The organism is Psychromonas saccharinae (assembly GCF_051201515.1).
GTDB lineage: Bacteria > Pseudomonadota > Gammaproteobacteria > Enterobacterales > Psychromonadaceae > Psychromonas.
Genome location: NZ_CP195153.1, coordinates 3,269,813 through 3,291,762, shown reverse-complemented (window position 1 = coordinate 3,291,762; position 21,950 = coordinate 3,269,813). Strand labels below are relative to the sequence as shown.

Below are 21,950 nucleotides of genomic sequence, written 5' to 3'. Positions count from 1 at the left end.
CAGGAGGCGGTAGACATGATTTGGTTACTTTTTGTTAACGTTTTATATTCAATGCGGAGTCTTTAAAAAGGGGGGATTGTCACCCAGAAATAGTGATAATTGGGTGGTTAAAGGCCGATTATTAATAATGTTATTTATCGCTAACTATTTACTATTGTTGCTTTTTTACGTTGCTTTTTGTTAATAAAGTTACTACCTTGGAGAAGCAACACTTTATTTTCTACTCGTTCTCCCCGCAACCAATAAGGATATTCAATGCAAAAAATCATGTTAGCTAGCGTTTATTATTCGCTATATTTGATCCATCAATCGACATCTAATATTACTTTAATTGGGAGGTCATAATGACTAATAAATACCTTGTCGCATGTGACGGTAGTCCGGCTTCGGATCGCGCATTAGAATTTGCTATTAAACAAGCCAAAATTGACGGCGCTCCTATATTACTTGCTTATATTGTCGAATGGTCCCCTTACTCATTTATGACACCGCAGGAGCTAGAGGAAAGACATAAACATCGTTCCCACGAAATAAAACGCGTTCAAACAGCGGTCATTGATCCATTAATCGAGTCGGTTGAAAATCAAGGGATTAAAGCCTATTCCATTATTCGTTACGGTAAAGTGGCTAAAGTTCTTGCTGATATTGCGAAGAAAGAAGAGGCCACACAGTTGTTCATTGGACGTACTGGACAAAGTAGTTTTTCTGCTCGCGTGTTGGGATCTGTTGCAGGAACGATGGTTCAAATTTCAACTGTGCCTTGTACTATCGTGCCATAAATCAAATTAGGGATAATACTATGAAAAATAATATATTTTTGAAGAGAGGATTTGCCATTTTATTGGCCTTTATGTCGAGTGTTGCTTCGGCACAATCGGTTGATGAAACGGTTAACCAGGCATTTTCGAGTGCAACGGGATGGTTTGTTAGCTTTATTTTTAGTCCTTTTCCGGGCACCAGTTTTCCTTGGATTGTGGCATGGCTAGTTATTGCAGCAACTATCTTTACTTTTTACTTCTTATTTATTCAAGTACGCGCTTTTTCCCACTCAATTTCATTAGTAAAAGGTGATTATTCAGATCCTGATAATGCGGGTGAAGTGAGTCATTTCCAAGCACTTGCTACTGCGCTTTCTGGCACGGTGGGGTTAGGGAATATAGCGGGTGTTGCCGTTGCGATTGGTATTGGTGGCCCCGGTGCGACTTTCTGGATGATTCTTGCTGGGTTAATGGGCATGGCCTCTAAGTTTACCGAATGTACCTTGGGTGTGAAATACCGTAATGAATATGAAGATGGTACGGTATCGGGTGGACCAATGTACTATCTGACTAAGGGGTTTGCTGAACGTGGCTTACCCGGCGGAAAATTCCTTGCGATTCTTTTTTCTATCTTTTGTATATTGGGGTCACTAGGTGGCGGTAATATGTTTCAGGCTAACCAAGCACATCACCAGATCTCTGGCATTGTTGGTACTTATCCTGGTTGGATCACCGGCGTGATATTTGCCATTGTTGTATTTGGTGTGATTGTTGGTGGATTGAAGTCGATTGCAAAAGTGACCGAAAAGGTCGTTCCGTTTATGGGCATATTATATGTCGGTGCCGCATTAATTATCCTATTAATGAATATTGATCGTATCGGTTGGGCATTTGGACAGATTTTTGAAGGTGCGTTTACAGGTTTAGGTGTTGCTGGTGGTATGGTTGGTGCGTTAATTCAAGGTTTCAAACGTGCAGCTTTCTCGAATGAAGCGGGTGTTGGTTCAGCGGCGATTGCACATTCTGCAGTACGTACTAATGAGCCAATTACGGAGGGATTTGTTTCGTTACTTGAGCCACTGATTGATACTGTCATTATTTGTACCATGACGGCTCTGGTTATTATTATCACTGGCCAATTAATGATCGATCCTGATACGGGATTGTATCTTGTTGAAGGCGGTAAAATTGTTACTGAAAATGGTACGTCGGGTGTTGGTCTAACTTCCGCTGCCTTTGGTAGTGCGTTTAGTTGGTTCCCTTTCCTATTAGCGATTGCCGTGGTGTTATTTGCATTTTCGACCATGATTTCTTGGTCATACTATGGGCTTAAAGCGTGGACTTATCTATTTGGTGAAGGGAAGAATTCGGAATTAACTTTTAAAGTTATTTTCTGTATTTTCATCATTATAGGGGCATCTGCTAATCTTGGACCGGTTATTGATTTCTCCGATGCTGCTATTTTTGCGATGGCAGTGGTGAATATCTTTGGCTTGTACTTCCTGATGCCGGTGGTTAAAAAAGAGTTGAACAGTTATATGGCACGTTTAAAATCAGGTGAAATTAAAAAGTTTAATTAATATCGATTCCGAACGATGCTTGGTCGTTCGGTTTTTGTCATTATTTACCCGTTACCTAATTTATAAATCGATTAGGTAACGGGAATACGTTGGAACTTATGAATAAAATTGAAATTAAATATTGTACAAAATGCCGTTGGTTAATGCGTTCAGCATGGATGGCACAAGAGTTATTAACCACCTTTGATGGTGATTTAGATGAAGTCTCACTGCAGCCCGGAGAAGGTGGTAAGTTTGAAATTATCGCTAACGGTCAGATGATTTGGTCACGTAAAGAGATGGGACGTTTCCCTGAAATTACAGAATTAAAGCAAGTTGTTCGAAATGCCATTGCACCCGATAAAGACCTAGGGTGTATTGACCGTAAAAAAGCAAAACAGGAGGAGCTGGAATAATGTAAGGTTAATTACATTTGCCTCCCTCTTTATTTAAATCACTAATCAGTAAATCTAACATTTGCATGAGTTGCTGAGTTTTCTCTGTATTAACGCTATCAAATTTACAACGTATTTGATCGGGAATATCAGCGGCTTTGAGTCTTAAGTCTTGTCCATTTCTGGTTAGTTGAATCAGACGTTTACGTTTATCATGCTCATCTTTAACCACTTCTAAAAGTAATTTATCCGTCATTTTCTTAAGTATTTGTGTTAATGCACTGCCATCTATTGCTGTTTTTTCAATAAGCATCGCAATGGTTATTTTGTCCTGTTCCCATAATGCCATCATCACAACATATTGCGGATACGTTAAATTAATCGTGGCTAACGGCGCGCGATATGCTCGAGCAATGCTGTTTGATGCCATATAGAGCCGATGACAAAGTTGGTTTTTTAATTTTAATTGTTCAAATGACATATCGATTCCCCTTGATGAATATATTAATTTGCATGCAAAGTATTTGCAATTACTATTTAACTTGGCTATTATTTTGTACGCAAAGTAAGTTCATCAATAAATATAATTTTGGAGTTCATAATGAATGTATTACAAGAAGTAGCATATACAGCTAAAGCAACTGCAACTGGTGGCCGTGAAGGTATCGCTAAATCTGATGACGGTCGTTTAGATATTAAATTATCAACACCTAAAAACTTAGGCGGCGACGACGGGCAGGGGACTAACCCAGAGCAATTATTTGCAGCTGGTTATGCGGCTTGTTTTATCGGTGCACTTAAACATGTGGCAGCTGCAGAAAAAGTAACACTTTCAAGCGAAATTTACATTAACTCTGAAGTTTCTATCGGTCCAATCGAAGGTGGTTTCGGTATCGCTGTTAAACTTGCTGTATCACTCGGTGATATGGACAAAGCACAGGCACAAGCATTGGTAGAAAAAGCTGATTTAGTTTGCCCATACTCAAATGCAACACGTGGCAATATTGCGAAAGAGCTTACTGTTATCTAATAAATGCTTAGTATCCTCTATTTGAGGGGCTTGGTTTAAATAAGTGATCGAATGCGTTTAGTTTTTTAAGCTAAATGTCGTTAGGTCACTTTTTTGTTTTTACGGCCTTATATTTTAATTGATTAATACGATTGTTTAATTCCTTTGGTTTCACTTTTTTAAAATAATGTGTATGGTTTTATTTGATGTAGATTCAAATAATAAATGACTTATTTTTTAATTAATGAATGGAAATAAATAATGATTAAACTTCATGGTTTTGCTGCAAGTAATTATTACAACGTACCTAAACTGGCTTTATTAGAAAAGGGAATTCGTTTTGAAGAAGTTGTGTCATACATTGGTGCTGGGCCCAATTATAATCCTGAATATCTAGATCGTAGTCCCCTTGGAAAAGTACCTGCATTGGAAGTGCCTGAAGGGTTTATTAGTGAATCTCGCGCTATTTTAGCGTATATCGAAAGCGCTTATCCGCAACATCCGCTATTACCTGAATCTCCCTATGATCTTGCGAAAGTGCAGGAGTTATCGCAGTTTATCGAAATTTACTTTGAGCTAGTGGCACGTCGTTTGATTCCAAACTTGTTAAGTGGCCAACCACCGAAGCCGAGTGTGTTAGAAAAAGTTGAAGCGGATCTTACTAAAGCGGCACTTGCTCTTGCTAAGCTTTCATCCTTTGAAAAATTTGCCTATGGTGATAAATTTACGTTAGCAGATATTGCCGCTATTTTACATTTACCGATTGTCCGTCTCGTCGGCACTACATTTTTAGGTCATGATCCCTTGGCTAATATTCCGGGATTAAGTGATTACTGTGCACGAATGGAAGCACGTCCGCAGGTGATAAAAATTCGAGCTGATGCTGCCGCAGATCGTCCTCAATTTATAACGCATTTTAAATCATTATATGGAGCACAATAAAATCACTAAATTAGTATTAACTAATGTATAATGCTGAGCTGATTTAATATTGAGCTTAACCTTATTTAGCTTAACCCCATTCGTCTTATACTAACGCCGTTAATTAAATGACTAGATAATTAGCGGAATTGGTATTATCTAGCCAACAAGGTACCACATGAATAAAAGGCAGTTTATTGCGCATTGTTTACGTTTAAATCGTAAATCCTATTTACTCGCAGTTTTGTTGATTTTTATTGTTAACTGGCTTCAAGTGGAAATTCCACGTTACATTCAGTTAGCCATCGATTTAATTGACGATGCCTCGACAGCTGGACACGATCATCTTACTCAATATGTTTGGATGGTGGTCATTATGTCTGTTGTAATGATTGTGGTACGTATTTTCTCGCGTATTTATGCACTTAATCCAGGACGTATAACGGAAGCTGCCTTAAAAAATGATTTACTTAAAAAGCTCAATCGACTGCCTAATGCTTTTCATGGGAAGTTTTCATCGGGTACATTAATTTCAATTATTAATAATGACCTTAATGGGATTCGATTATTTTTTGGAACCGGTATTCTGCAATTAACCAATGTCTTATTTGCGCTGTCGTTAACTCCTCTATGGATGTGGCGCATTTCACCTGAACTCACACTGTATTCTGCTATTCCTATTTCTATCGCGTTTGTTATTTTCCGAATGGGATTTAAGCGAATGAAAAAATATAATGCTGAATATTTAAGACGGTTACAGGATTTATCCGCGCAATTGATGACGTTTTTAGCCGGTGTCGATTTAATTAAAAATCAGCAAATGTCACCTTGGGTACTGGCCGAAGTCGAAAAACGTAATCAACTTCTTTTACGCTGTAAAATGAAAATAACGCGCATTCAAACCTTTGTGATGCCGGTGCTTGATTATGCCAATAACCTCATGAAAATTTTAATTCTTGGATTTGGTGGTTACATGTTACTGAATCAACAACTGACCTTGGGAGAAATTACCGCTTTCCTTTCCTATTCTGTTTTATTAGCAATGCCATTGATGCAATTAGGGCGAATTGCCACGATTTATCAACGCGGAATGGTGAGTATTGAAAGCGTCCAGCGGATCTTAAATGCAGAGATTCCGACTGAGGACCAAGCATTGCTTTCAGAGCCTCAAGTTGCACAACTTCATGGTAAAACATTATCGGTTCGTGATTTAAGTTTCAGTTACAAAGACAGTGGCCGTTTAATTCTAGATAATATTAGCTTTGATATTCCTTCGGGTAAGAAAGTGGGGGTCTTAGGTAGCATCGGCTCCGGTAAAACGACCCTTGTTAATTGTCTTAATCATTACTTAGATATTCCCAAGGGAACCGTCTTTCTTGATGATAAAGATGTGACGACCTTTGCACGTAATGATTTACATCGATACATAAAAACCGTGACTCAGAATCCGTATTTATTTTCCGATACCATTGAAGAAAATATTCGTTTTGGTAGTGACTCTGACACTATCACCAAACAACAAGTCGATGAAGTACTAAAACTAAGTCAACTTGCCGGTGATGTTTCTCGATTTGAAAAGGGCGATCAAACCCTCGTCGGGGAAAAGGGGATCATGTTATCCGGAGGACAAAAACAGCGTTTAAGTATTGCGCGTTCGTTGCTACAACCCTGTGATTTGATCATTCTGGATGATGTTCTTTCGGCGGTCGATTATGAAACCGAACGTAAAATTCTTCAGGGGGTATTTGCGCGCTTAGAAAATCAATCTGCATTGGTGGTTTCTCATCGTGTTAGCGCCTTAGAATATATGGATGAAATTATTGTGCTGAATGAAGGCAAGCAAATTGCGAAGGGCAGTCACAATGAGTTGCTACAAACCTGTCCCTATTATTATGAAACCTGGCAATTACAGCAAAATAAAACGGAGGAAACAGCATGCTAAAAAATGTAGATATTTATTATTTAAAAAACTTCTTCCGATTTGCAAAAAAATATAAAAATTCAGCAATACTCGGTATTGCGATGTTACCACTTTCGGTTATTTCTAGTTTGCTATTTCCTTGGTTGATTATTCAAGTTATTGATGTCCATTTAGTACAGGGGAATATGGACGATCTCTGGCGACATATCTTTTATTTACTTGCCGTGTTGGTTATCAACTATTTGGTTGATTCAACCTATGCCTATAACCTGAGAAAAACCGGGCAGTATGCGATAACCGATATGCGTTCGGCATTGTTTGCGCGAGTTTTGAAATTGCCTCGTGGCTATTTTGATAATACGCCAACGGGGGTAACGCTATCCCGTTTAACCAGTGACTTGGAAACAATTAGTGATTCTTTTGTTCAGTCTATTGTCGGGTTAGTAAAGGATTCCATTAACACCATCGCATTGATTATTATGATGTTGTTTATTAACTGGAAGTTAACTTTAATTGTGTTGATTGTTATGCCGCCGGTGATGTACTTGACCATGTATGTGCGCAATAAACTGCGGGCGGTGAATTTGATTACACGTTCAACATTGGCACGTGGTATTGGTTATTTGCAGGAGGCTTTATTGGGTGTCAAAACGGTGCAGTTTTATCGTGCTGAGCAACAAGTAGAGCGTAAATATAAAGTCTTTAATGATCAGTTCTTAAAGGCACAGAAAAAAGCCAATAAATACGATGCTATTTTATTTGCGTTTATATCGGGAGTGACCTCGATTACGATTGCCCTGATGATTTGGTATGGTTCTGGTCTTGTCCTTGAGCAAGCATTAACCCTCGGAGTGTTGATCGCATTTATTAATACACTCGAAAAAGTCTTTGTGCCAATCCGTGATTTTACGTCTCAAATAGCGTCTATTCAGCGTTCATTTGCAGCCTTTGATCATATTGAAGAGCTATTCGTTGAACCAATGGAAGAGGAAGGCCGTGAGTTAATCGCGACTGAAAAAGTGACTCCGCAGCTGACTGAGTTCGTCAGTCTTGAATTTAAAGATGTGAGTTTTCGTTATACACCAGAATTACCCTATGTGTTGAAAAATGTGTCCTTTATACTCGAAAAAGGAAAGCAAATTGCATTGGTTGGTTCTACGGGTTCGGGCAAATCAACCATTATTCGTTTAATTTCTAAAACCTATCAGGATTATGAAGGCAGTATTTTATTAAATGGCATCGAGCTTTCAAGGATTTCAATTAATGACTGTATTCATTTGTTCTCATTGATGATGCAAGATGTTTATCTTTTTGAAGAGAGTATTAAATTTAATATTGCACTGGGTAAGCCGAATATTACCGATGAAGTTGTCGAGCAAGCAGGGCGATATGTCTATGCGGATAATTTTATTCAACATTTACCTGGCGGCTACGATTTTCAATTAGATAAAAATGGAACAAATTTATCTAATGGGCAAACTCAATTAATTTCCTTTGCACGTGCGGTTGCACAGGGAGGACAAGTTATGATGCTTGACGAAGCCACCAGTTCCGTTGACTCGATTACGGAAAATCTGATTCAAAAAGCGATGCAACGTTTGTTTTCAGAAAAGACCGTGATTGCAGTGGCGCATCGCCTTAGTACTATACGTCACTCGGATACTATTTTAGTGCTTGAAAAAGGTGAAATTGTCGAGCGAGGAAACCATGAGCAATTGATCGTTAATGATGGTATTTATGCATCTTTGCTTAACGAATCTAAATAAGCGATCTCTTTAATAACCTCGTTGGCATTCAAGATGTATGTTGATTGGCAATGGGGATCTTTGGATTAAAACGGTTTGTGATGACGAATCTTTGTAACTACTCAGCACCCTTTAAAATTTCATGAATTTTGTCATAAATAGAGTGTAAATACTCAGGGATAAGCCATTTATGCTTAGTTCAAGGCGAAAAAGCGCAGTTTAGTGGTTTAAATGAGCATTTTTCAACGATGAAATAAGCTTAAAGGGCGACGGCCTGAGTAGTTACGAATCTTTTATCTTAATCACTCCTGTTGCTCTCTCCTTTATGACATGCTTTTTAAAAAAGTCTTTGATTTAACGGTTCCTTTAAAACTGCATATTAGTTATTCACTTCATTTTATATCAATGGGTTTTATTTTACTTGTTAATGATATTAATTATCAAATGGGGTGGACTTCTTAATTTATATTTATGATAATGATTATCATTACTGTTATGTGGTGAGGGTAAAATGATTCAGAATTGGAAATATTTAATACAACAGGCTAATGATGCTTATCAAGATAATGCTTATTCAGAGGCCATTTCATTAAATCAGCAAGCATTAGAATACGCAAAAGAGATATTTCACGATGAATTCTATCGTGATCCATCCTCAGCGGTGGCCGCTTCAACAATTAGTTTTTTAAATCTTGCAGAGTCTTATACCGCCGTTGGTGATTTACTATCGGCTAATAATCAGTATAAAAATGCAATTCATTTCTTACAAATGGCTGTTGTACATTTAGCACTTAATGATACGCACTCGGATCTTATTATGCGTACCGCCGGAAAAATCCAATTTGAATGGTCATTATTTAGCAAACATCATGACGTCGATATTCCCATACAAAGTGCTGAATTGATGCGAAGTGTCTCGCTTGCTATTACCTACGCTAAAAACACTGTTCATCATTAAATAAGGTTAATTTTGAAATTAATGTAATCGCCTAGGAAAAAGATATTTTGAAAAGGAATCAACTATGAAAAAACCGATTGTTAAGTCAACACTATTTGGCTTAATACTGACGGTTAGTCAAATGGCCAATGCGCATCCAGGGCATGATCATAATCACTGGACAAGTGATTCGCTTCATTTACTGAGTTTTGCCGTTGCTGTTTTGATTGGTGGTGTCGTATATAAAATAAGAAACCGTCGTAAAAAGCACATCGGAGTTAAATCATGATCTATAACGTTGTTAAAAAAATGGACAATTTTATTAACTTTCAAACGGCTCAAGCCCACTGTGATATTCCCTGTAAAATATATGATCCCTTACTGGCACAAATAGCGGCATTAAGCTGCGTTCGTATGATGGATTTAATTAAAGACATTGAAGCTAAAGCCAAGTTGAAAGTTGCTGATTATGCTGAAATATCGCGTTTGGTTCGAGAAAAAGAGTTAGCAAGTAGCGAAGTAAAAGATGCGATTCGGATTATTTGGGGTGACTATTTCAAAACACCACAATTTGAACAAGTCGACGATGTACATGGGCTTACCCATAGCATAATGAGGCAAGCTTCTAAGTGTAAGCAAAGTATAAATCGTGATGACGGCTTGAAATTAGTACTGCTAGTCAATGAATTTGCCGATATATTCTGGATGACAAAAGGTGTACCTACCTATGTTGCATCTTGCCCCTATCCACCGTCATTAAGTCTTGTTTATCCTAATTTGAAAAGTTAGGTTGTCTTGGAGTTATGATGTTTAGCGTGATTAAGGTTCGAGGAAACAGTATGGCACCGTGTTTATACGATGGCGATTTTGTTTTCATTATTCATCGTTACTTAAATCTAAACGTTGGGCAATTGGTGGTCGTTAATCATGCTTTATATGGACTTATTATTAAGCGTATTTTACACATCCATGACAATGGTAATTATTGGTTAGAAGGGGAAAATGAAGAGAGTATTCAACCTAATAAAATGGGGTGGATACCACCTTCTTTAGTTGTCGGTAAGGTTATTTATTGTATCTGCGCACATCGTAGCCACACCCGATAATGCGGCCTCATTATTGATGGATAATTAATAATTTGAATATCCGAAACACCATCATGTTATGCCTTGTTTTTAATTTAATAAATAAAATCAATTTTTAATCACATATAAAACTTAATACCTTGAACTTATAATGCTATTGAGAGTCAATAAAGAGCGTTGATTATTATTGAAGGTGGGTTATGAGTGAATCTGTGGTGGTGGCAAGGTATTCGTTTGCACTTGATGCAAATATTGCAAAAGCTAATTTAGACAGCGTCGGAATACCTTCTTTTATTGCCGATGAAAATACCATTAATATGCAATGGTTGTATTCTAATGCGATGGGCGGTGTTCGATTATTCGTCCCTGTGGATAATGTCGATGAGGCTAAAAGAGTGCTTGCTGCAGATTTTTCAGCAGAGGTGGATTTAGTGTATGGTACTCAGCCTGAAAGTTGCCCCCATTGTCAGTCCTTGGATATAGCCCCATATACGAAGGGGAAAAAATCTGCATTTATTGTTTTTATCTTAGCGGGATTTCCATTATTCTTTTATAAACATGGTCTTAAATGTAATCAGTGTGGGCATTTTTGGACGAAATAAAGAAGTAATAAAACAGGAATAATATGGATATTAAAATAGATGATTTATCCGATGGTGAGGTGATTGCTTTATTGAAAGAACATCTTGCGGATATGTATAAAGTTTCCCCACCAGAAAGTGTTCATGCATTGGATATTGATGCCTTAAAGTCCGATGATATTACCTTTTTTAGCGGATGGGAAAATGACACGTTAATGGGATGTGTTGCGGTTAAAAAGATTGATGATAAACATCTGGAACTGAAATCCATGCGTACTTCTTCCTTTGCGCGAAAATCGGGTATTGCATCGCAATTACTTGCGCATGTTATTAAGGTATCGCGTCAAAATGGAGCTGCATTTATTCATTTGGAAACGGGCACTCAATATTATTTCAAACCCGCTCACTATTTGTATCAAAAATTTGGTTTTAAAGAGTGTGGGCCATTTGCTGATTACCAATTAGATCCCTGTAGTCAATTTATGATGCTTTCCCTTGACCAGTAAGTTTGAAATCCAACGAGATCAATAATGATATCAATCGAAAAATACAGTAAAAAATGGGCTGAGCAAGTTAATCAATTAAGTGTAAAACCAGAACAAGTTGCTTTTACTGTGAGTGATATTAATGGGTTACTTTCAATACTAACGCCATTAGAACATCCCTGTTTAATTATTAAAAATAATCAGGTGGTTGGCTTTTTTCTCTTAGATTTAAATTATTCTGCTATTTATCATTTTGCAGATAAAGCCATTGGGATACGTTCATTATTAGTTGATCAGCGTTTTCAGGGACAAGGGATTGCACGCGAGGCCATTAATAATATACCTCGTTATGTAGGTTGCCATTATCCTGAATTTGAGGTTTTACAGCTTACGGTTAATTGTCAAAATAAAGCGGCATATGCTTGTTATCAAAAATGCGGTTTTGAAACCTTAGATAGTTTGTATTTAGGCGGCCCTGTTGGACCGCAATTTGTTATGCAACGGAATTTAGTTTAGTGATAATGAAACGTTATCGGATAGGTGTTTTTGCATTATTTGATAAAGTTCGTTGATACGTTGAGTAGCGGGTAAGGTTTGGTATATTGACGTTAAATATCCTCTTTCAGCACATACTGCTAAGGCTTTATCGGTATTAATATCGTAAATCCACCCCATTTGAACAATCTTAATATCAATCACACTTCGAAGCATTTTAAAGGGAACGATTTTTTGCTGTTTAAGTGTCTCATAGATACATTGGGTTACATCGTCTCCTGATGGCAAATTATGCACGAGGGTTGGATTTTCCTTTTCTAATTGCTCTTTATAGTAACTGATCACAACACGCCAAATATCAAGTTTATCTGCATCGCGAAGAAGTTTGCAGATTTGTAATGCTTGGGCAGTAAGACCCGTTTCAATCGTGGCTTTATTATGATTTTCTATCGCCGTGATTATCAATTCTGCTTCACCCGGCGTTAAAAAGTGTAAGGTGCCTAGTTCCTTTAATACTCGCACACCTAATGAGGCGTGATCTTCCGATTTAAAATCCGAAAAAGTACCATATTGCTTGAGTTGCTCGAATCGACCAATGTCGTGTAAGAGGGCACTTGTTAAGGCAATTAATTGTTCATTATCTGAAAGTTCCGTGGCGATTAATGTCATATTATCGCAAACACGTAAGGTGTGTTGTTTTTTTAGTAGGATGTTTTCTTTATCGGCATTGGGTTCGGATAAAAAACTATCGGTATAGTTGATGAACCACTCTTTGAGCTCGTTGTAATCGTTTATTTTCATGATTTAGTCACGTTCACCGCGTTGGCAAAATAGGTTATTTTATTGGTTAAAATTTAGTGATTTAAATGTGAGTATTTTATAAAGGTGTTCAGTTTAAAGGTTAAATATGGATTAACAAAAACTTTATTTTATTAATCGAATTTAAGTGTTTACATGTTATTTATAAGTGTATGTTTAAATTGGATATATTTTAATTTTATTTATCTTTTGAAAAATTATTATTTTTGAGTTCTGTGTCTATACTTTATTGATTATGTGTCTCTCTACTTAGAAAAAGGGCAATTGTTATTGCCGGAAAGGAAATAATCTATGAGTGTAAAGTTAAAAATGATGTTGTTGATGGGGAGTTTAATTACCGCTGTAGTTGTGGTTATCTCTACCGTTGGTTTTTTAAATTTTAAGTCTACGACAACGGATGATTATAGGGAAAATTTGAACAATAAATCATTTCTGATTTCAAAAGCAATTGAACAAAAAATAGATCGTACCTTTGATGTACTTAATGCCGTTTCTGGAGAGCTTGCTGTCACCGCAGATGAACGGGTTGATGAACAAGAAGTGCTAAAATCAATTACCTCAGTGGCTGATAAATTTGATGTATTAGGATCGCATATTGGCATGAAAAATGGTGATATTTACGCATCTTTGGCGGGTGGTTTTGTTGAAGGAATTAATGCGAGAGATGCAAAACGTGAATGGTACGTTCGTATCTTTAACGGTGAGAATCAAATTATTACTAAGGTTTATACCAGTGGTGAAGGTTTTCCGGTTATTACGTTAGCGGTGCCTATTATTCGTGAAGGGAAACGTGTTGGACTTCTTGCGGTGAATGTCAAAGTTGATTTAATCACAAACTTCATTTCCGAGTTGGCCGATAATCAACAACTTTTTGTTTCTAGAGAAGATGGTTATATTCTTGCCGCTCAAAATCCGGATATGTTAGGGAAGAATTTATATGACTCGCGTGCAAGTTATAAACAATACCGAGAACAACAATCGAGCAACCATACCTACACATTTGAGGGAAAAGAATATTACGTTGTTTCTAATAAAATAGAGTCGTTAAACTGGAATGTTTGGGCGTGGGATTCAATGGACAATATTAGTGCTGCTTCTAATAGTAATTTGCATACCACGATATTAATTTCAATTATCTTTATCGTTGTTGCACTTGGCATTGTTTATACCTTAGTTAATAAGCTGATGTATTTACCAATTGGTGGTGAACCGAAAAATATTGAACATATGGTTCAAAAAATATCGGAGGGGGATTTATCTATCAATACACAGATTACTGGTAATGAATCCGGTGTTTATCTTGCCGTATTAAAAATGGTTGAGCAGTTAAAAACGACGATTAGTGATATTAATAAAACCAGTGCAGATGTGAATGAGTCTTCTAATCAAATTCGTAATTCGGCTCATAATGTAACACGCACGGCTGAAGACCAAATGGAAAAATTAGAGCAAACGGCTTCTGCGATGAATGAGATGACGGTAACCGTTGCTGAAGTTGCTAAAAATGCACAGCAAGCATCAACGTCTGCCAATGAAGCGAAGGAAAATTCTATTAATGGTATGAATGTTGTTAGTGATATGAATAATGATATTGGTGCCTTAGTCAGTGGCATTGAAGATGTTCAGTCGGTTATTAATAACTTAGCGAGTCAAACGAATGATATCGGCAGTATTTTAGATGTTATTCAAGGTGTTGCAGAACAAACCAACCTATTAGCTTTAAATGCTGCAATCGAAGCTGCACGAGCCGGTGAACAAGGACGAGGTTTTGCCGTGGTGGCCGATGAAGTTCGTAATCTTGCGAATAGAACCCAACAAAGTACCGATGAGATTCAGCAGGTCATTAGTAATTTACAAATTGAAGCGGCAAGGTCGGTTCAATTAATGGAAAAGAATGCTAATAGTGTTGAATCGACCTCAACAAAATCCAATGAAGCAAATAAAGCGTTAGAAGCAATTAATCATTCTATAGAGCAAATTCAAGATATGAATAATCAAATTGCTACGGCGGCAGAAGAACAAACCGTGGTTGCTGAGGAAATCTGCACGAGTATTGTGAGCTTAAATGATATGTCTAAGGGAACCTTTGATAATGCAGACAATAACTCTAAATTGGCAGAAAGTTTACAGGAATCGGCAAGCTCATTAAATCACTCAGTAGAAAGGTTTAAGCTGTAACCTGCTCCTAAAGATCAAGCCATCGTTAAGATGGCTTTTTATTACCCCGTTTTTCTTACCTCATTTTCATCGAGCCATTCAATAATATCGTTTCTTTAAATTCCCATCACCATTAACCTGCATTGAACGATAGCCAATGATTGTATTTGTTAACACAATCTTTATTTTTTAAGCACTTATTGATCATAGTCAGAGTGTATAACTTTTATTTGGGTACATTACTCGTAAAATTTTGTGCTGTAATGAGAGTTGATGTGAAAGCGTTATTTGAACAATCCAATATCGGGAAAATGCAGGTAAAAAATCGTTTTATCCGAAGTGCAACGTGGGAAAATATGACCACCGAAGATGGGCATATGACCGATAAGCTTTATGATATTTACGAAGAACTGGCTCAAGGTGGTGTTGGATTAATTATCACTGGCTATGCAAATATCGTTATCGAAGAACAGCCAAACCCAGGAATGATGGGAATATACGACGATAGTTTTATCGATGAGTATCAAAAATTAACTGAGTTAGTACATACCTACGACAGTAAAATTGTGATGCAACTGGCCTATGGTGGTACCAAAACGACTCACAATGTTGGCGAGCGTATTATTTATGCACCTAGCGAGGTTGCTGAAAAAGGAACAAATACGCTTGGTAAAAGTATGACTAAAGCTGAGATTGATTACATTATTCATGCCTTTGCATTATCGGCAAAGCGCGCACAACAGGCGGGTTTTGATGGTGTTGAAATTCATGGTGCGCATACCTATCTGATTAATCAATTTTTAAGTCCCTATTATAATCGCCGTACCGATCAATATGGTGGCAGTTTAGAAAATAGAATGCGTTTCTTAGTGGAAGTATTTTTGCAAATGCGCAAATTGGTTGGCGATGATTTTTCAATCATGGTGAAACTGACTGCATCTGAATTCTTTGAAGGCGGATTAACCTTTGCTGAAACGCGTGTTATTTGTAAAACGCTGGAAAATATTGGTGTCGATGCGATTGAAATATCGGGCAATATTCATGGTAAAGCAAGCACGATGATTGGCCAGTATTTCGACGGATATCAGCTTCAAGAAGAAGGGTATTTTGTTGAGTATGGCAAAGCCATTAGCGATGACGTTGATATCCCTATTATTACGGTCGGTGGTTTGGCTAATATTGAAACTATCGAGACTATTTTGGGAACAACGAATATTGCTTATTTCGCCATTGCCCGTCCTTTACTGTCTGAGCCCCATTTAATTAAACGTTGGCAAGCGGGTGATAGACGACCTGGTATTTGTGAACATTGCTCAAAGTGTCGAACACGAAGAGGCAATTTTTGTGTTGTTCATAACAAGCGATAATGTTGATGATTAGTAATAAATAAAATAGTACGCAGTGGATCTATTTATTTATCGCCTTCCTTTTTATTGCAAAAATCATAGAAATACAGATTCAAATAAAGCATTTGATACGACCTATTGTCGATTTAGGTCGCTCGATGCTTACCAATTTTACACTTGCTGTGTAATACCAATTCAATTTACTTTTAAAATTAACAGAAGGACGTATAAACGTGTTAGAGGAAAAGAAAGGGATTATGTTTAATATCGGTGCTCAGGTCATTATTGCAATGATTATTGGTACTATCGTTGGTTCCTACATGGGAGAGTCAGCCGCTATATTTGCTCCATTAGGTTCTATTTTTATTCACTTGATTAAAATGCTTGTTATTCCCTTAGTGGCCGTTGCTATTATTACCGGAGCTGCGAATTTAGGGCACAGTCCAGCAGCTGGTAAAATTGGCTTGAGTACATTCGCCTTTTTTATGTTGACGTCTGGTGTAGCCGTTGGGCTTGCTATTCTGTTGGGGGAAGTTTTTCAACCGGGTGTTGGGGTTGATTTAAGTAGTATGCAGGGGATGTTCTCTAATGAATATGCCGATAAAGGCGCTGTACCTGGCTTTTTTCAAACGGTACTTGGCATGATCCCAACCAATGTATTTCAATCATTAAATAATGCAAATATTTTACAGATCTTGGTTTTTTGTTTGTTTCTCGGTATTGCATTATCAAAAGTTGAAAAGCAACGCAGTGAGCCGTTAATTAATATTTTGAATGGATTAGTTGATGCCTTTGTTTGGATGATTAATGCGGTTATGCGTATTGCACCGATTGGTGTATTTGGCTTAATGGCTGAAGCGGTGGGGACCTTTGGTTTCGATGTTTTGACCATTGTGATGAAACTGTTTATCGTCTTTACTGTTGCGATTTTAATCTTTGGTTTTGTTTTCTATCCATTGCTGGTCAAGTTATTTTCTAATGTATCTGCACGTCGTTTTATTTCTGCCATGAAACGTCCACAGGCCGTGGCTTTATCGACTGCATCATCAATGGCAACTTTACCTGTTACATTGGATACCGTTGAAAAAGACTTGGGGATTACTAATTCAACCAGTTCATTTGTATTGCCATTAGGCGCGACTATTAATATGAGCGGTAATGCGATTTACTATGGCTTGGTGGCTATTTTCTTTGCACAGATATTTAATATCGATTTAAGCCTTGCTTCCTATCTGGCAATTATTGTTACGTCTACTATTGGGGCGATTGGTCAAGCGGGTGTACCAGGCCCTTCATTTTTGGTTGTTGCGGTACTTATTGCAGCGGGTATTCCCATTGAAGGCTTACCACTTTTATTTGCTTTGGATCGTATCTTTGACATGATCCGTACCGCATTGAATATTACTGGTGATGCAGCATGTGCGGTGATTGTGGATAAATATAACCCTGAACGCCAAGCAGAAGTCGCTGATATTCGAAAAGAGCAACAAAAAGCGGCTTAATCGGCTAGTCAATTAACCAAGTGATACTGATATGGGCATCTAGTGATAGTGCCCATTTTGATGGTTATTATTGATTAACTGTTACTAATTATTGCTTATTTTGTGCTTTTCTCTTTTAACTCTGTGTCCTCTGTGGTGCATTTTTAATGATTTTAATTCTTTGCCTGCTTTACCTGAGTTAAGTGCATAAGCATGTTATTTATTGATTAATTAACGCAACTTTAATACCAAACCCAATCAACACACTCCCCACTACTTTTTCTATTTTTTTCTTATGCTTATTAAATTTTACGACTAAGGAAGGATGGCTGAAGAAAAGTGACACAACGCTAAACCATATTATATGCGCTAAGGAGATAATTAATCCATAAATCAACTGCACCCAGATTGGTGTTTCAGGATTGACTACCTGGGTAAAGATACTCAGAAAAAATAATGTTGTTTTAGGGTTTAATGCATTGGTAATAAAGCCCTGTTTTATCGCATTTAAAGGTGATATTTCTGGTTCTTTTAATCCATCTTCTACATCTAAATTACCTTTAGCAGTAAATGTTTTATAACCGATGTAAATCAAATATGCGGCACCAAGATATTTGATAATTGAAAATAGGACGATTGATTTTGAAATAATCAGTGCTAACCCTGCAATGGAATAGGCAACGTGTATCCAAATGGCTAAACCAATGCCTAATGCAGAATATAATCCGCTTTTTCTCCCATGAAAAATACTGTTGCGGGTGATCATCACAAAATCAGCACCTGGGCTAACCACCATAAAAGCAGCGATAATACTGACCGAAATTAACTCTGGTAAATAATTTAAAATATCCATTTAGATTTCCATTGCGTATGAGGTAAAAGCCATTTGTTATTTATCCTACCATCTTTAAACCAATTGTATTAAATATGTGATCTAAATTTTGCGCTGGAAAAATGGTTTAGTTTGAGGCGAAAGTTGATGTAAAGGTTGTTCCCTTAACGAAACTTTCAACAAAGAAATAAACTATTTTAACCAGTAAAATAGATCAGCTAATTATTACGATTGTTATTACACAGGGCATCGGGGAAAGTTAATAAATAAAAAGGATAAGGGGATTGAAAACGCATCATACAGGACGTATCACGCGTTAGGAGCTAATAAGGTCGCGTCGTTTTATTTGTAAAAAGCTTCAACGGTGCCTTTTTTAGTGATCATTAGAGGTTGTCCTCGGCGATCTAAACCTTTTGGTGCTGAGATTTTTACCCAACCTTCACTAATACAATATTCATCGACATCGAAACGTTCTTTACCGTTAAGTTTAATACCGATTTCATGTTCGAAACATTCCGCTATATGGTGCGGACTGCGTGGATTACCAGAAAGGTGATCCGGTAAATCAGGTTTTGATGTTGTGTCGTTCATATTGTTGCCTGTGGTAAATGAAAAAACGTTATTGTAGACAATAAGAGATTAACGCTCAATAGGATAGCGTTAAATCGTGACCAAATTATCGGTTATATACCCGTTACCATTCAAGATGCAGAAATCAGCAAGACGAGAGGTGAGCAGATTCTAGGTATAAAGGTGAAGATCTAACGGGTTAAATCGAGACTTTATAACAACGAAGATGTTTGCCTCTCGTCTTGCCCTGCGGGTCACTAGCTCGAACACCAATACTGCGTTATAACATTCGATAAGGACTAGCCATTGTCATCATGTTACGCCTTGCCTTGGTATCCGAGCTAGTGACTGATAAACGCATCTTGATTGGTAACGGGTATAAAATACTTCGATACGTTTTTAAATTATTTTAGGTGCTAAACGGTGCATTTATATTTTCGACACGCACTAAAATGGATAGTTATTGTGGTATTTATTTGTGTTTATAGGTGCTGGCGCTATATTAAATTTGCACCTTATCTTTTTGTTTTTTATCATATTTTATTTTTGTGTTTTATCGGGTTTAATAAAATATTTTTATTTTTCAATAGGTTATATTTTATCTTCTTCTTTATTGTTCTTTAAATAATTACTTTTAATCCTAACTCATTGAATTTAAATAATTAATGGTACTAAAGTTGCTTTGAATTTATAGTTAAGGTGATTTTCAATTTTAAGTAAAAATTACCTATCAATTTAATCATTAAATAATAAGGGCTTTTATGTATAAAAATTCAATATTGCTAATTGGTGGCACTGTACTGTCACTTAATGCATTTTCTGCGGGTCAAGTAGCCGATTCCGTTGCACCAGAATTAACCACGGCGGTGACTCAAAAAGAGAGCGTGATCGCTAAAGATTATATGGTTGCAGCGGCGAATCCCTTAGCAGTTAAAGCAGGTTACGAAGTCTTAAAAAATGGTGGTAATGCTGCCGATGCTCTGGTTGCAGTACAAACGGTTTTAGGACTTGTTGAACCACAGTCTTCGGGCTTAGGTGGTGGTGGATTCTTGGTGTATTACGATGCTAAAAACAAAAAGATAACGACCTTTGATGCACGTGAAACCGCTCCTTTTGCAACGACACCCGAATTATTTCAAGATGAAAATGGTAAACCTTTGAAGTTCTATGATGCGGTCGTGGGCGGGCGTTCGGTTGGGACGCCTGGTACGGTTAAATTACTGTCGACGATGCATGAAAAATACGGATCTGAACCGTGGGCTGATTTATTTAAGCCCGCTGAAAAATTGGCAACCGATGGATTTGTGGTATCGGAGCGACTTGCTTCTGCTATTGCGAATGATAAGGAACGATTATCTCGTTACCCAGATACTAAGGCGTATTTCTTTAGTGATAACGGCGAGCCTTTAGCTGAGGGCAGTGTTTTAAAAAACAGCCTTTATGCTCAAACACTTGAAACATTAGCAGAAAAGGGTGAAAGTGCTTTTTATACTGGGAAGTTGGGTGAAAATATAGTTAACAAGGTAAATGGGATTAAAGATAATCCGGGCGTACTCGCGATGGAAGATCTTGCAGCTTACAAAATTAAAGAACGTAGCGCGGTGTGTGCTCCTTATCATCAATATGATGTTTGTGGCATGGGGCCACCAAGTTCTGGTGCGTTAACAATTGGTCAAATTTTAGGAATGGCGGAACATTTTGATTTGAAAAAAATGGGCCCAGATAGCGCAGAAGCATGGCAAATTATTGGTGATGCCTCTCGTTTAGCCTTTGCTGACCGTGGTCGTTATATGGCCGATAGTGATTTTGTACCAATGCCTGAAGGGTTACTTGATCCTGAATATTTAGCCGAACGTGCAAAATTAATTCAACCTGGTAAAGCACTTACTGAAGTTTCACCTGGTGAACCTCGTTGGGAGCGTAAAATAAAGCAGTCTGATGATCAGTCAATTGAATTACCTAATACGACACATATCGTTATCACGGATAAAGCGGGTAATACGATTTCGTTTACGAGTACCGTTGAAAATGGTTTTGGTTCTCGTGTTATGAGTAATGGTTTTATTCTTAATAATGAAATGACTGACTTTTCCTTTGCATCCTATAAAGATGGTTATCCAATTGCTAATCGCGTTGAGCCGGGTAAACGTCCACGTTCTTCAATGTCGCCAAGTATTGTTATGAAAGATGATCAACCTTATATGGCGATTGGATCTCCAGGTGGTTCTCGTATTATTGGTTATGTTGCATCAACCTTAATTGCACACTTAGATTGGGGAATGGATATTCAAAAAGCGATTTCACTTCCGCATTTAGTTAACCGTTTTGGTACCTATGATCTTGAGGAAGGGACCGATGCCGTTCGCTTCAAAGCTCCCCTTGAAGCGATGGGCTATAAAGTTAATGTTCGTGATTTAAATTCAGGCCTTCAAGGTATTGTGTTTACTGATGGGCAATTAATTGGCGGTGCGGATCCGCGTCGTGAAGGTATTGCATTGGGCGACTAAAAGAGTCCAGTGCTCGCTTTTGTTTATTTAACCTGGCAGATATTGTTACCATAAAGTCTTGTCAAGTTTATTTTTATAACGTTAAATTCTTGTAATTACTCAGGCCGTCGCCCTTTAAGCTTATTTCATCGTTGAAAAATGCTCATTTAAACCACTAAACTGCGCTTTTTCGCCTTGAACTAAGCATAAATGGCTTATCCCTGAGCATTTACATTCTATTTATGACAAAAACTCATGAAATTTTAAAGGGTGCTGAGTAGTTACAAATTCTTTAACTAATAACAATAATAAATAACCGCAGAATTAGCACCACTAAGAAGCGACTTATTCTACTTTGGTGCAGGTAA

General features: G+C 37.4%; 22 protein-coding genes. 18 read left to right on the top strand and 4 right to left on the bottom strand.

Translation table 11 applies throughout. The features are described from left to right. Positions 1-344 precede the first annotated feature (344 nt). The 3 genes from ACR30L_RS14735 (at position 345) to ACR30L_RS14725 (ending at position 2,733) form a co-directional block, all read left to right on the top strand. Positions 345-779 carry a universal stress protein gene (locus ACR30L_RS14735; protein WP_435235003.1) on the top strand — a complete coding sequence of 145 codons (435 nt, stop codon included), beginning with the start codon at positions 345-347 and terminating at the stop codon, positions 777-779. Positions 780-799: 20 nt separating this feature from the next. After that, complete coding sequence (locus tag ACR30L_RS14730) at positions 800-2,338, top strand: alanine/glycine:cation symporter family protein (protein WP_435235002.1); 1,539 nt, start codon at positions 800-802, stop codon at positions 2,336-2,338. Between the two features lie 98 nt (positions 2,339-2,436). After that, positions 2,437-2,733 (top strand): SelT/SelW/SelH family protein, encoded by a 297-nt coding sequence (locus tag ACR30L_RS14725; RefSeq protein ID WP_435235001.1) that lies wholly within the window; start codon positions 2,437-2,439, stop codon positions 2,731-2,733. Positions 2,734-2,740: 7 nt separating this feature from the next. On the opposite strand, the gene ACR30L_RS14720 is transcribed toward ACR30L_RS14725, so the two are convergent. Next, complete coding sequence (locus tag ACR30L_RS14720) at positions 2,741-3,193, bottom strand: MarR family winged helix-turn-helix transcriptional regulator (protein WP_435235000.1); 453 nt, start codon at positions 3,191-3,193, stop codon at positions 2,741-2,743. A 120-nt stretch (positions 3,194-3,313) separates the two neighbouring features. Here ACR30L_RS14720 and ACR30L_RS14715 point away from each other — a divergent pair, with 120 nt between their 5' ends. The 11 genes from ACR30L_RS14715 (at position 3,314) to ACR30L_RS14665 (ending at position 11,912) form a co-directional block, all read left to right on the top strand. Further along, entirely contained in the window at positions 3,314-3,742 is a 429-nt protein-coding gene (locus ACR30L_RS14715; RefSeq protein WP_435234999.1) for an organic hydroperoxide resistance protein, read from the top strand. Between the two features lie 240 nt (positions 3,743-3,982). After that, positions 3,983-4,663 (top strand): glutathione S-transferase family protein, encoded by a 681-nt coding sequence (locus ACR30L_RS14710; RefSeq protein ID WP_435234998.1) that lies wholly within the window; start codon positions 3,983-3,985, stop codon positions 4,661-4,663. A 157-nt stretch (positions 4,664-4,820) separates the two neighbouring features. Then, complete coding sequence (locus ACR30L_RS14705; protein WP_435234997.1) at positions 4,821-6,584, top strand: ABC transporter ATP-binding protein; 1,764 nt, start codon at positions 4,821-4,823, stop codon at positions 6,582-6,584. Continuing rightward, positions 6,578-8,329, top strand: a complete 1,752-nt coding sequence (locus tag ACR30L_RS14700) for an ABC transporter ATP-binding protein (protein ID WP_435234996.1) — start codon at positions 6,578-6,580, stop codon at positions 8,327-8,329. The genes ACR30L_RS14705 and ACR30L_RS14700 overlap by 7 nt, the downstream gene beginning before the upstream one ends. A gap of 490 nt (positions 8,330-8,819) precedes the next feature. Further along, the gene (locus tag ACR30L_RS14695; RefSeq protein WP_435234995.1) at positions 8,820-9,266 is read left to right on the top strand and encodes a hypothetical protein; all 447 of its coding nucleotides are present in this window, start codon (positions 8,820-8,822) and stop codon (positions 9,264-9,266) included. 64 nt (positions 9,267-9,330) lie between these two features. After that, positions 9,331-9,534, top strand: coding sequence for a hypothetical protein (locus ACR30L_RS14690; protein WP_435234994.1), 204 nt, complete (start codon positions 9,331-9,333; stop codon positions 9,532-9,534). Next, positions 9,531-10,034 carry a superoxide dismutase, Ni gene (sodN, locus tag ACR30L_RS14685; RefSeq protein WP_435234993.1) on the top strand — a complete coding sequence of 168 codons (504 nt, stop codon included), beginning with the start codon at positions 9,531-9,533 and terminating at the stop codon, positions 10,032-10,034. The genes ACR30L_RS14690 and sodN overlap by 4 nt, the downstream gene beginning before the upstream one ends. Positions 10,035-10,048: 14 nt before the next feature. Beyond that, a complete protein-coding gene (locus ACR30L_RS14680) occupies positions 10,049-10,351 on the top strand; it encodes a S24/S26 family peptidase (RefSeq protein ID WP_435234992.1) in 303 nt (100 codons plus the stop codon). A gap of 179 nt (positions 10,352-10,530) precedes the next feature. Beyond that, entirely contained in the window at positions 10,531-10,932 is a 402-nt protein-coding gene (locus ACR30L_RS14675; protein WP_435234991.1) for a DUF2007 domain-containing protein, read from the top strand. Positions 10,933-10,955: 23 nt separating this feature from the next. Continuing rightward, positions 10,956-11,417: a GNAT family N-acetyltransferase gene (locus tag ACR30L_RS14670; protein WP_435234990.1), complete on the top strand. Its 462-nt coding sequence runs from the start codon at positions 10,956-10,958 to the stop codon at positions 11,415-11,417. A 24-nt stretch (positions 11,418-11,441) separates the two neighbouring features. Beyond that, entirely contained in the window at positions 11,442-11,912 is a 471-nt protein-coding gene (locus ACR30L_RS14665; RefSeq protein ID WP_435234989.1) for a GNAT family N-acetyltransferase, read from the top strand. Here ACR30L_RS14665 and ACR30L_RS14660 read toward each other — a convergent pair. Further along, the gene (locus tag ACR30L_RS14660) at positions 11,904-12,692 is read right to left on the bottom strand and encodes an HD domain-containing protein (RefSeq protein ID WP_435234988.1); all 789 of its coding nucleotides are present in this window, start codon (positions 12,690-12,692) and stop codon (positions 11,904-11,906) included. The two genes, ACR30L_RS14665 and ACR30L_RS14660, sit on opposite strands and share 9 nt — an antisense overlap. A gap of 309 nt (positions 12,693-13,001) precedes the next feature. Here ACR30L_RS14660 and ACR30L_RS14655 point away from each other — a divergent pair, with 309 nt between their 5' ends. From ACR30L_RS14655 to ACR30L_RS14645, 3 genes are all read left to right on the top strand, one after another. Next, positions 13,002-14,888 carry a methyl-accepting chemotaxis protein gene (locus tag ACR30L_RS14655; RefSeq protein ID WP_435234987.1) on the top strand — a complete coding sequence of 629 codons (1,887 nt, stop codon included), beginning with the start codon at positions 13,002-13,004 and terminating at the stop codon, positions 14,886-14,888. Positions 14,889-15,142: 254 nt separating this feature from the next. After that, positions 15,143-16,234: an NADH:flavin oxidoreductase gene (locus ACR30L_RS14650; protein WP_435234986.1), complete on the top strand. Its 1,092-nt coding sequence runs from the start codon at positions 15,143-15,145 to the stop codon at positions 16,232-16,234. A gap of 236 nt (positions 16,235-16,470) precedes the next feature. Further along, on the top strand, positions 16,471-17,715 hold the full coding sequence (locus ACR30L_RS14645; RefSeq protein ID WP_435234985.1) for a dicarboxylate/amino acid:cation symporter: 1,245 nt from the start codon (positions 16,471-16,473) through the stop codon (positions 17,713-17,715). A 199-nt stretch (positions 17,716-17,914) separates the two neighbouring features. On the opposite strand, the gene ACR30L_RS14640 is transcribed toward ACR30L_RS14645, so the two are convergent. Further along, the gene (locus ACR30L_RS14640) at positions 17,915-18,547 is read right to left on the bottom strand and encodes a LysE family translocator (RefSeq protein WP_435234984.1); all 633 of its coding nucleotides are present in this window, start codon (positions 18,545-18,547) and stop codon (positions 17,915-17,917) included. 321 nt (positions 18,548-18,868) lie between these two features. Next, positions 18,869-19,117 (bottom strand): DUF3297 family protein, encoded by a 249-nt coding sequence (locus tag ACR30L_RS14635; RefSeq protein ID WP_435234983.1) that lies wholly within the window; start codon positions 19,115-19,117, stop codon positions 18,869-18,871. A 740-nt stretch (positions 19,118-19,857) separates the two neighbouring features. Here ACR30L_RS14635 and ggt point away from each other — a divergent pair. Beyond that, a complete protein-coding gene (gene ggt / locus ACR30L_RS14630; RefSeq protein ID WP_435234982.1) occupies positions 19,858-21,603 on the top strand; it encodes a gamma-glutamyltransferase in 1,746 nt (581 codons plus the stop codon). Positions 21,604-21,950 lie beyond the last annotated feature (347 nt).

What these genes read in the sequence shown, in the direction of transcription:
- ACR30L_RS14735 (WP_435235003.1), top strand. Translation starts at nt 345, where the DNA reads ATGACTAATAAATACCTTGTCGCATGTGACGGTAGTCCGGCTTCGGAT.
- ACR30L_RS14720 (WP_435235000.1), bottom strand. Translation starts at nt 3,193, where the DNA reads ATGTCATTTGAACAATTAAAATTAAAAAACCAACTTTGTCATCGGCTC.
- ACR30L_RS14705 (WP_435234997.1), top strand. Translation starts at nt 4,821, where the DNA reads ATGAATAAAAGGCAGTTTATTGCGCATTGTTTACGTTTAAATCGTAAA.
- ACR30L_RS14700 (WP_435234996.1), top strand. Translation starts at nt 6,578, where the DNA reads ATGCTAAAAAATGTAGATATTTATTATTTAAAAAACTTCTTCCGATTT.
- ACR30L_RS14730 (WP_435235002.1), top strand. Translation starts at nt 800, where the DNA reads ATGAAAAATAATATATTTTTGAAGAGAGGATTTGCCATTTTATTGGCC.
- ACR30L_RS14640 (WP_435234984.1), bottom strand. Translation starts at nt 18,547, where the DNA reads ATGGATATTTTAAATTATTTACCAGAGTTAATTTCGGTCAGTATTATC.
- ACR30L_RS14695 (WP_435234995.1), top strand. Translation starts at nt 8,820, where the DNA reads ATGATTCAGAATTGGAAATATTTAATACAACAGGCTAATGATGCTTAT.
- ACR30L_RS14670 (WP_435234990.1), top strand. Translation starts at nt 10,956, where the DNA reads ATGGATATTAAAATAGATGATTTATCCGATGGTGAGGTGATTGCTTTA.
- ACR30L_RS14635 (WP_435234983.1), bottom strand. Translation starts at nt 19,117, where the DNA reads ATGAACGACACAACATCAAAACCTGATTTACCGGATCACCTTTCTGGT.
- ACR30L_RS14680 (WP_435234992.1), top strand. Translation starts at nt 10,049, where the DNA reads ATGATGTTTAGCGTGATTAAGGTTCGAGGAAACAGTATGGCACCGTGT.
- ACR30L_RS14715 (WP_435234999.1), top strand. Translation starts at nt 3,314, where the DNA reads ATGAATGTATTACAAGAAGTAGCATATACAGCTAAAGCAACTGCAACT.
- ACR30L_RS14675 (WP_435234991.1), top strand. Translation starts at nt 10,531, where the DNA reads ATGAGTGAATCTGTGGTGGTGGCAAGGTATTCGTTTGCACTTGATGCA.
- ACR30L_RS14710 (WP_435234998.1), top strand. Translation starts at nt 3,983, where the DNA reads ATGATTAAACTTCATGGTTTTGCTGCAAGTAATTATTACAACGTACCT.
- ACR30L_RS14665 (WP_435234989.1), top strand. Translation starts at nt 11,442, where the DNA reads ATGATATCAATCGAAAAATACAGTAAAAAATGGGCTGAGCAAGTTAAT.
- ACR30L_RS14655 (WP_435234987.1), top strand. Translation starts at nt 13,002, where the DNA reads ATGAGTGTAAAGTTAAAAATGATGTTGTTGATGGGGAGTTTAATTACC.
- ACR30L_RS14690 (WP_435234994.1), top strand. Translation starts at nt 9,331, where the DNA reads ATGAAAAAACCGATTGTTAAGTCAACACTATTTGGCTTAATACTGACG.
- ggt (WP_435234982.1), top strand. Translation starts at nt 19,858, where the DNA reads ATGTATAAAAATTCAATATTGCTAATTGGTGGCACTGTACTGTCACTT.
- sodN (WP_435234993.1), top strand. Translation starts at nt 9,531, where the DNA reads ATGATCTATAACGTTGTTAAAAAAATGGACAATTTTATTAACTTTCAA.
- ACR30L_RS14645 (WP_435234985.1), top strand. Translation starts at nt 16,471, where the DNA reads ATGTTTAATATCGGTGCTCAGGTCATTATTGCAATGATTATTGGTACT.
- ACR30L_RS14660 (WP_435234988.1), bottom strand. Translation starts at nt 12,692, where the DNA reads ATGAAAATAAACGATTACAACGAGCTCAAAGAGTGGTTCATCAACTAT.
- ACR30L_RS14725 (WP_435235001.1), top strand. Translation starts at nt 2,437, where the DNA reads ATGAATAAAATTGAAATTAAATATTGTACAAAATGCCGTTGGTTAATG.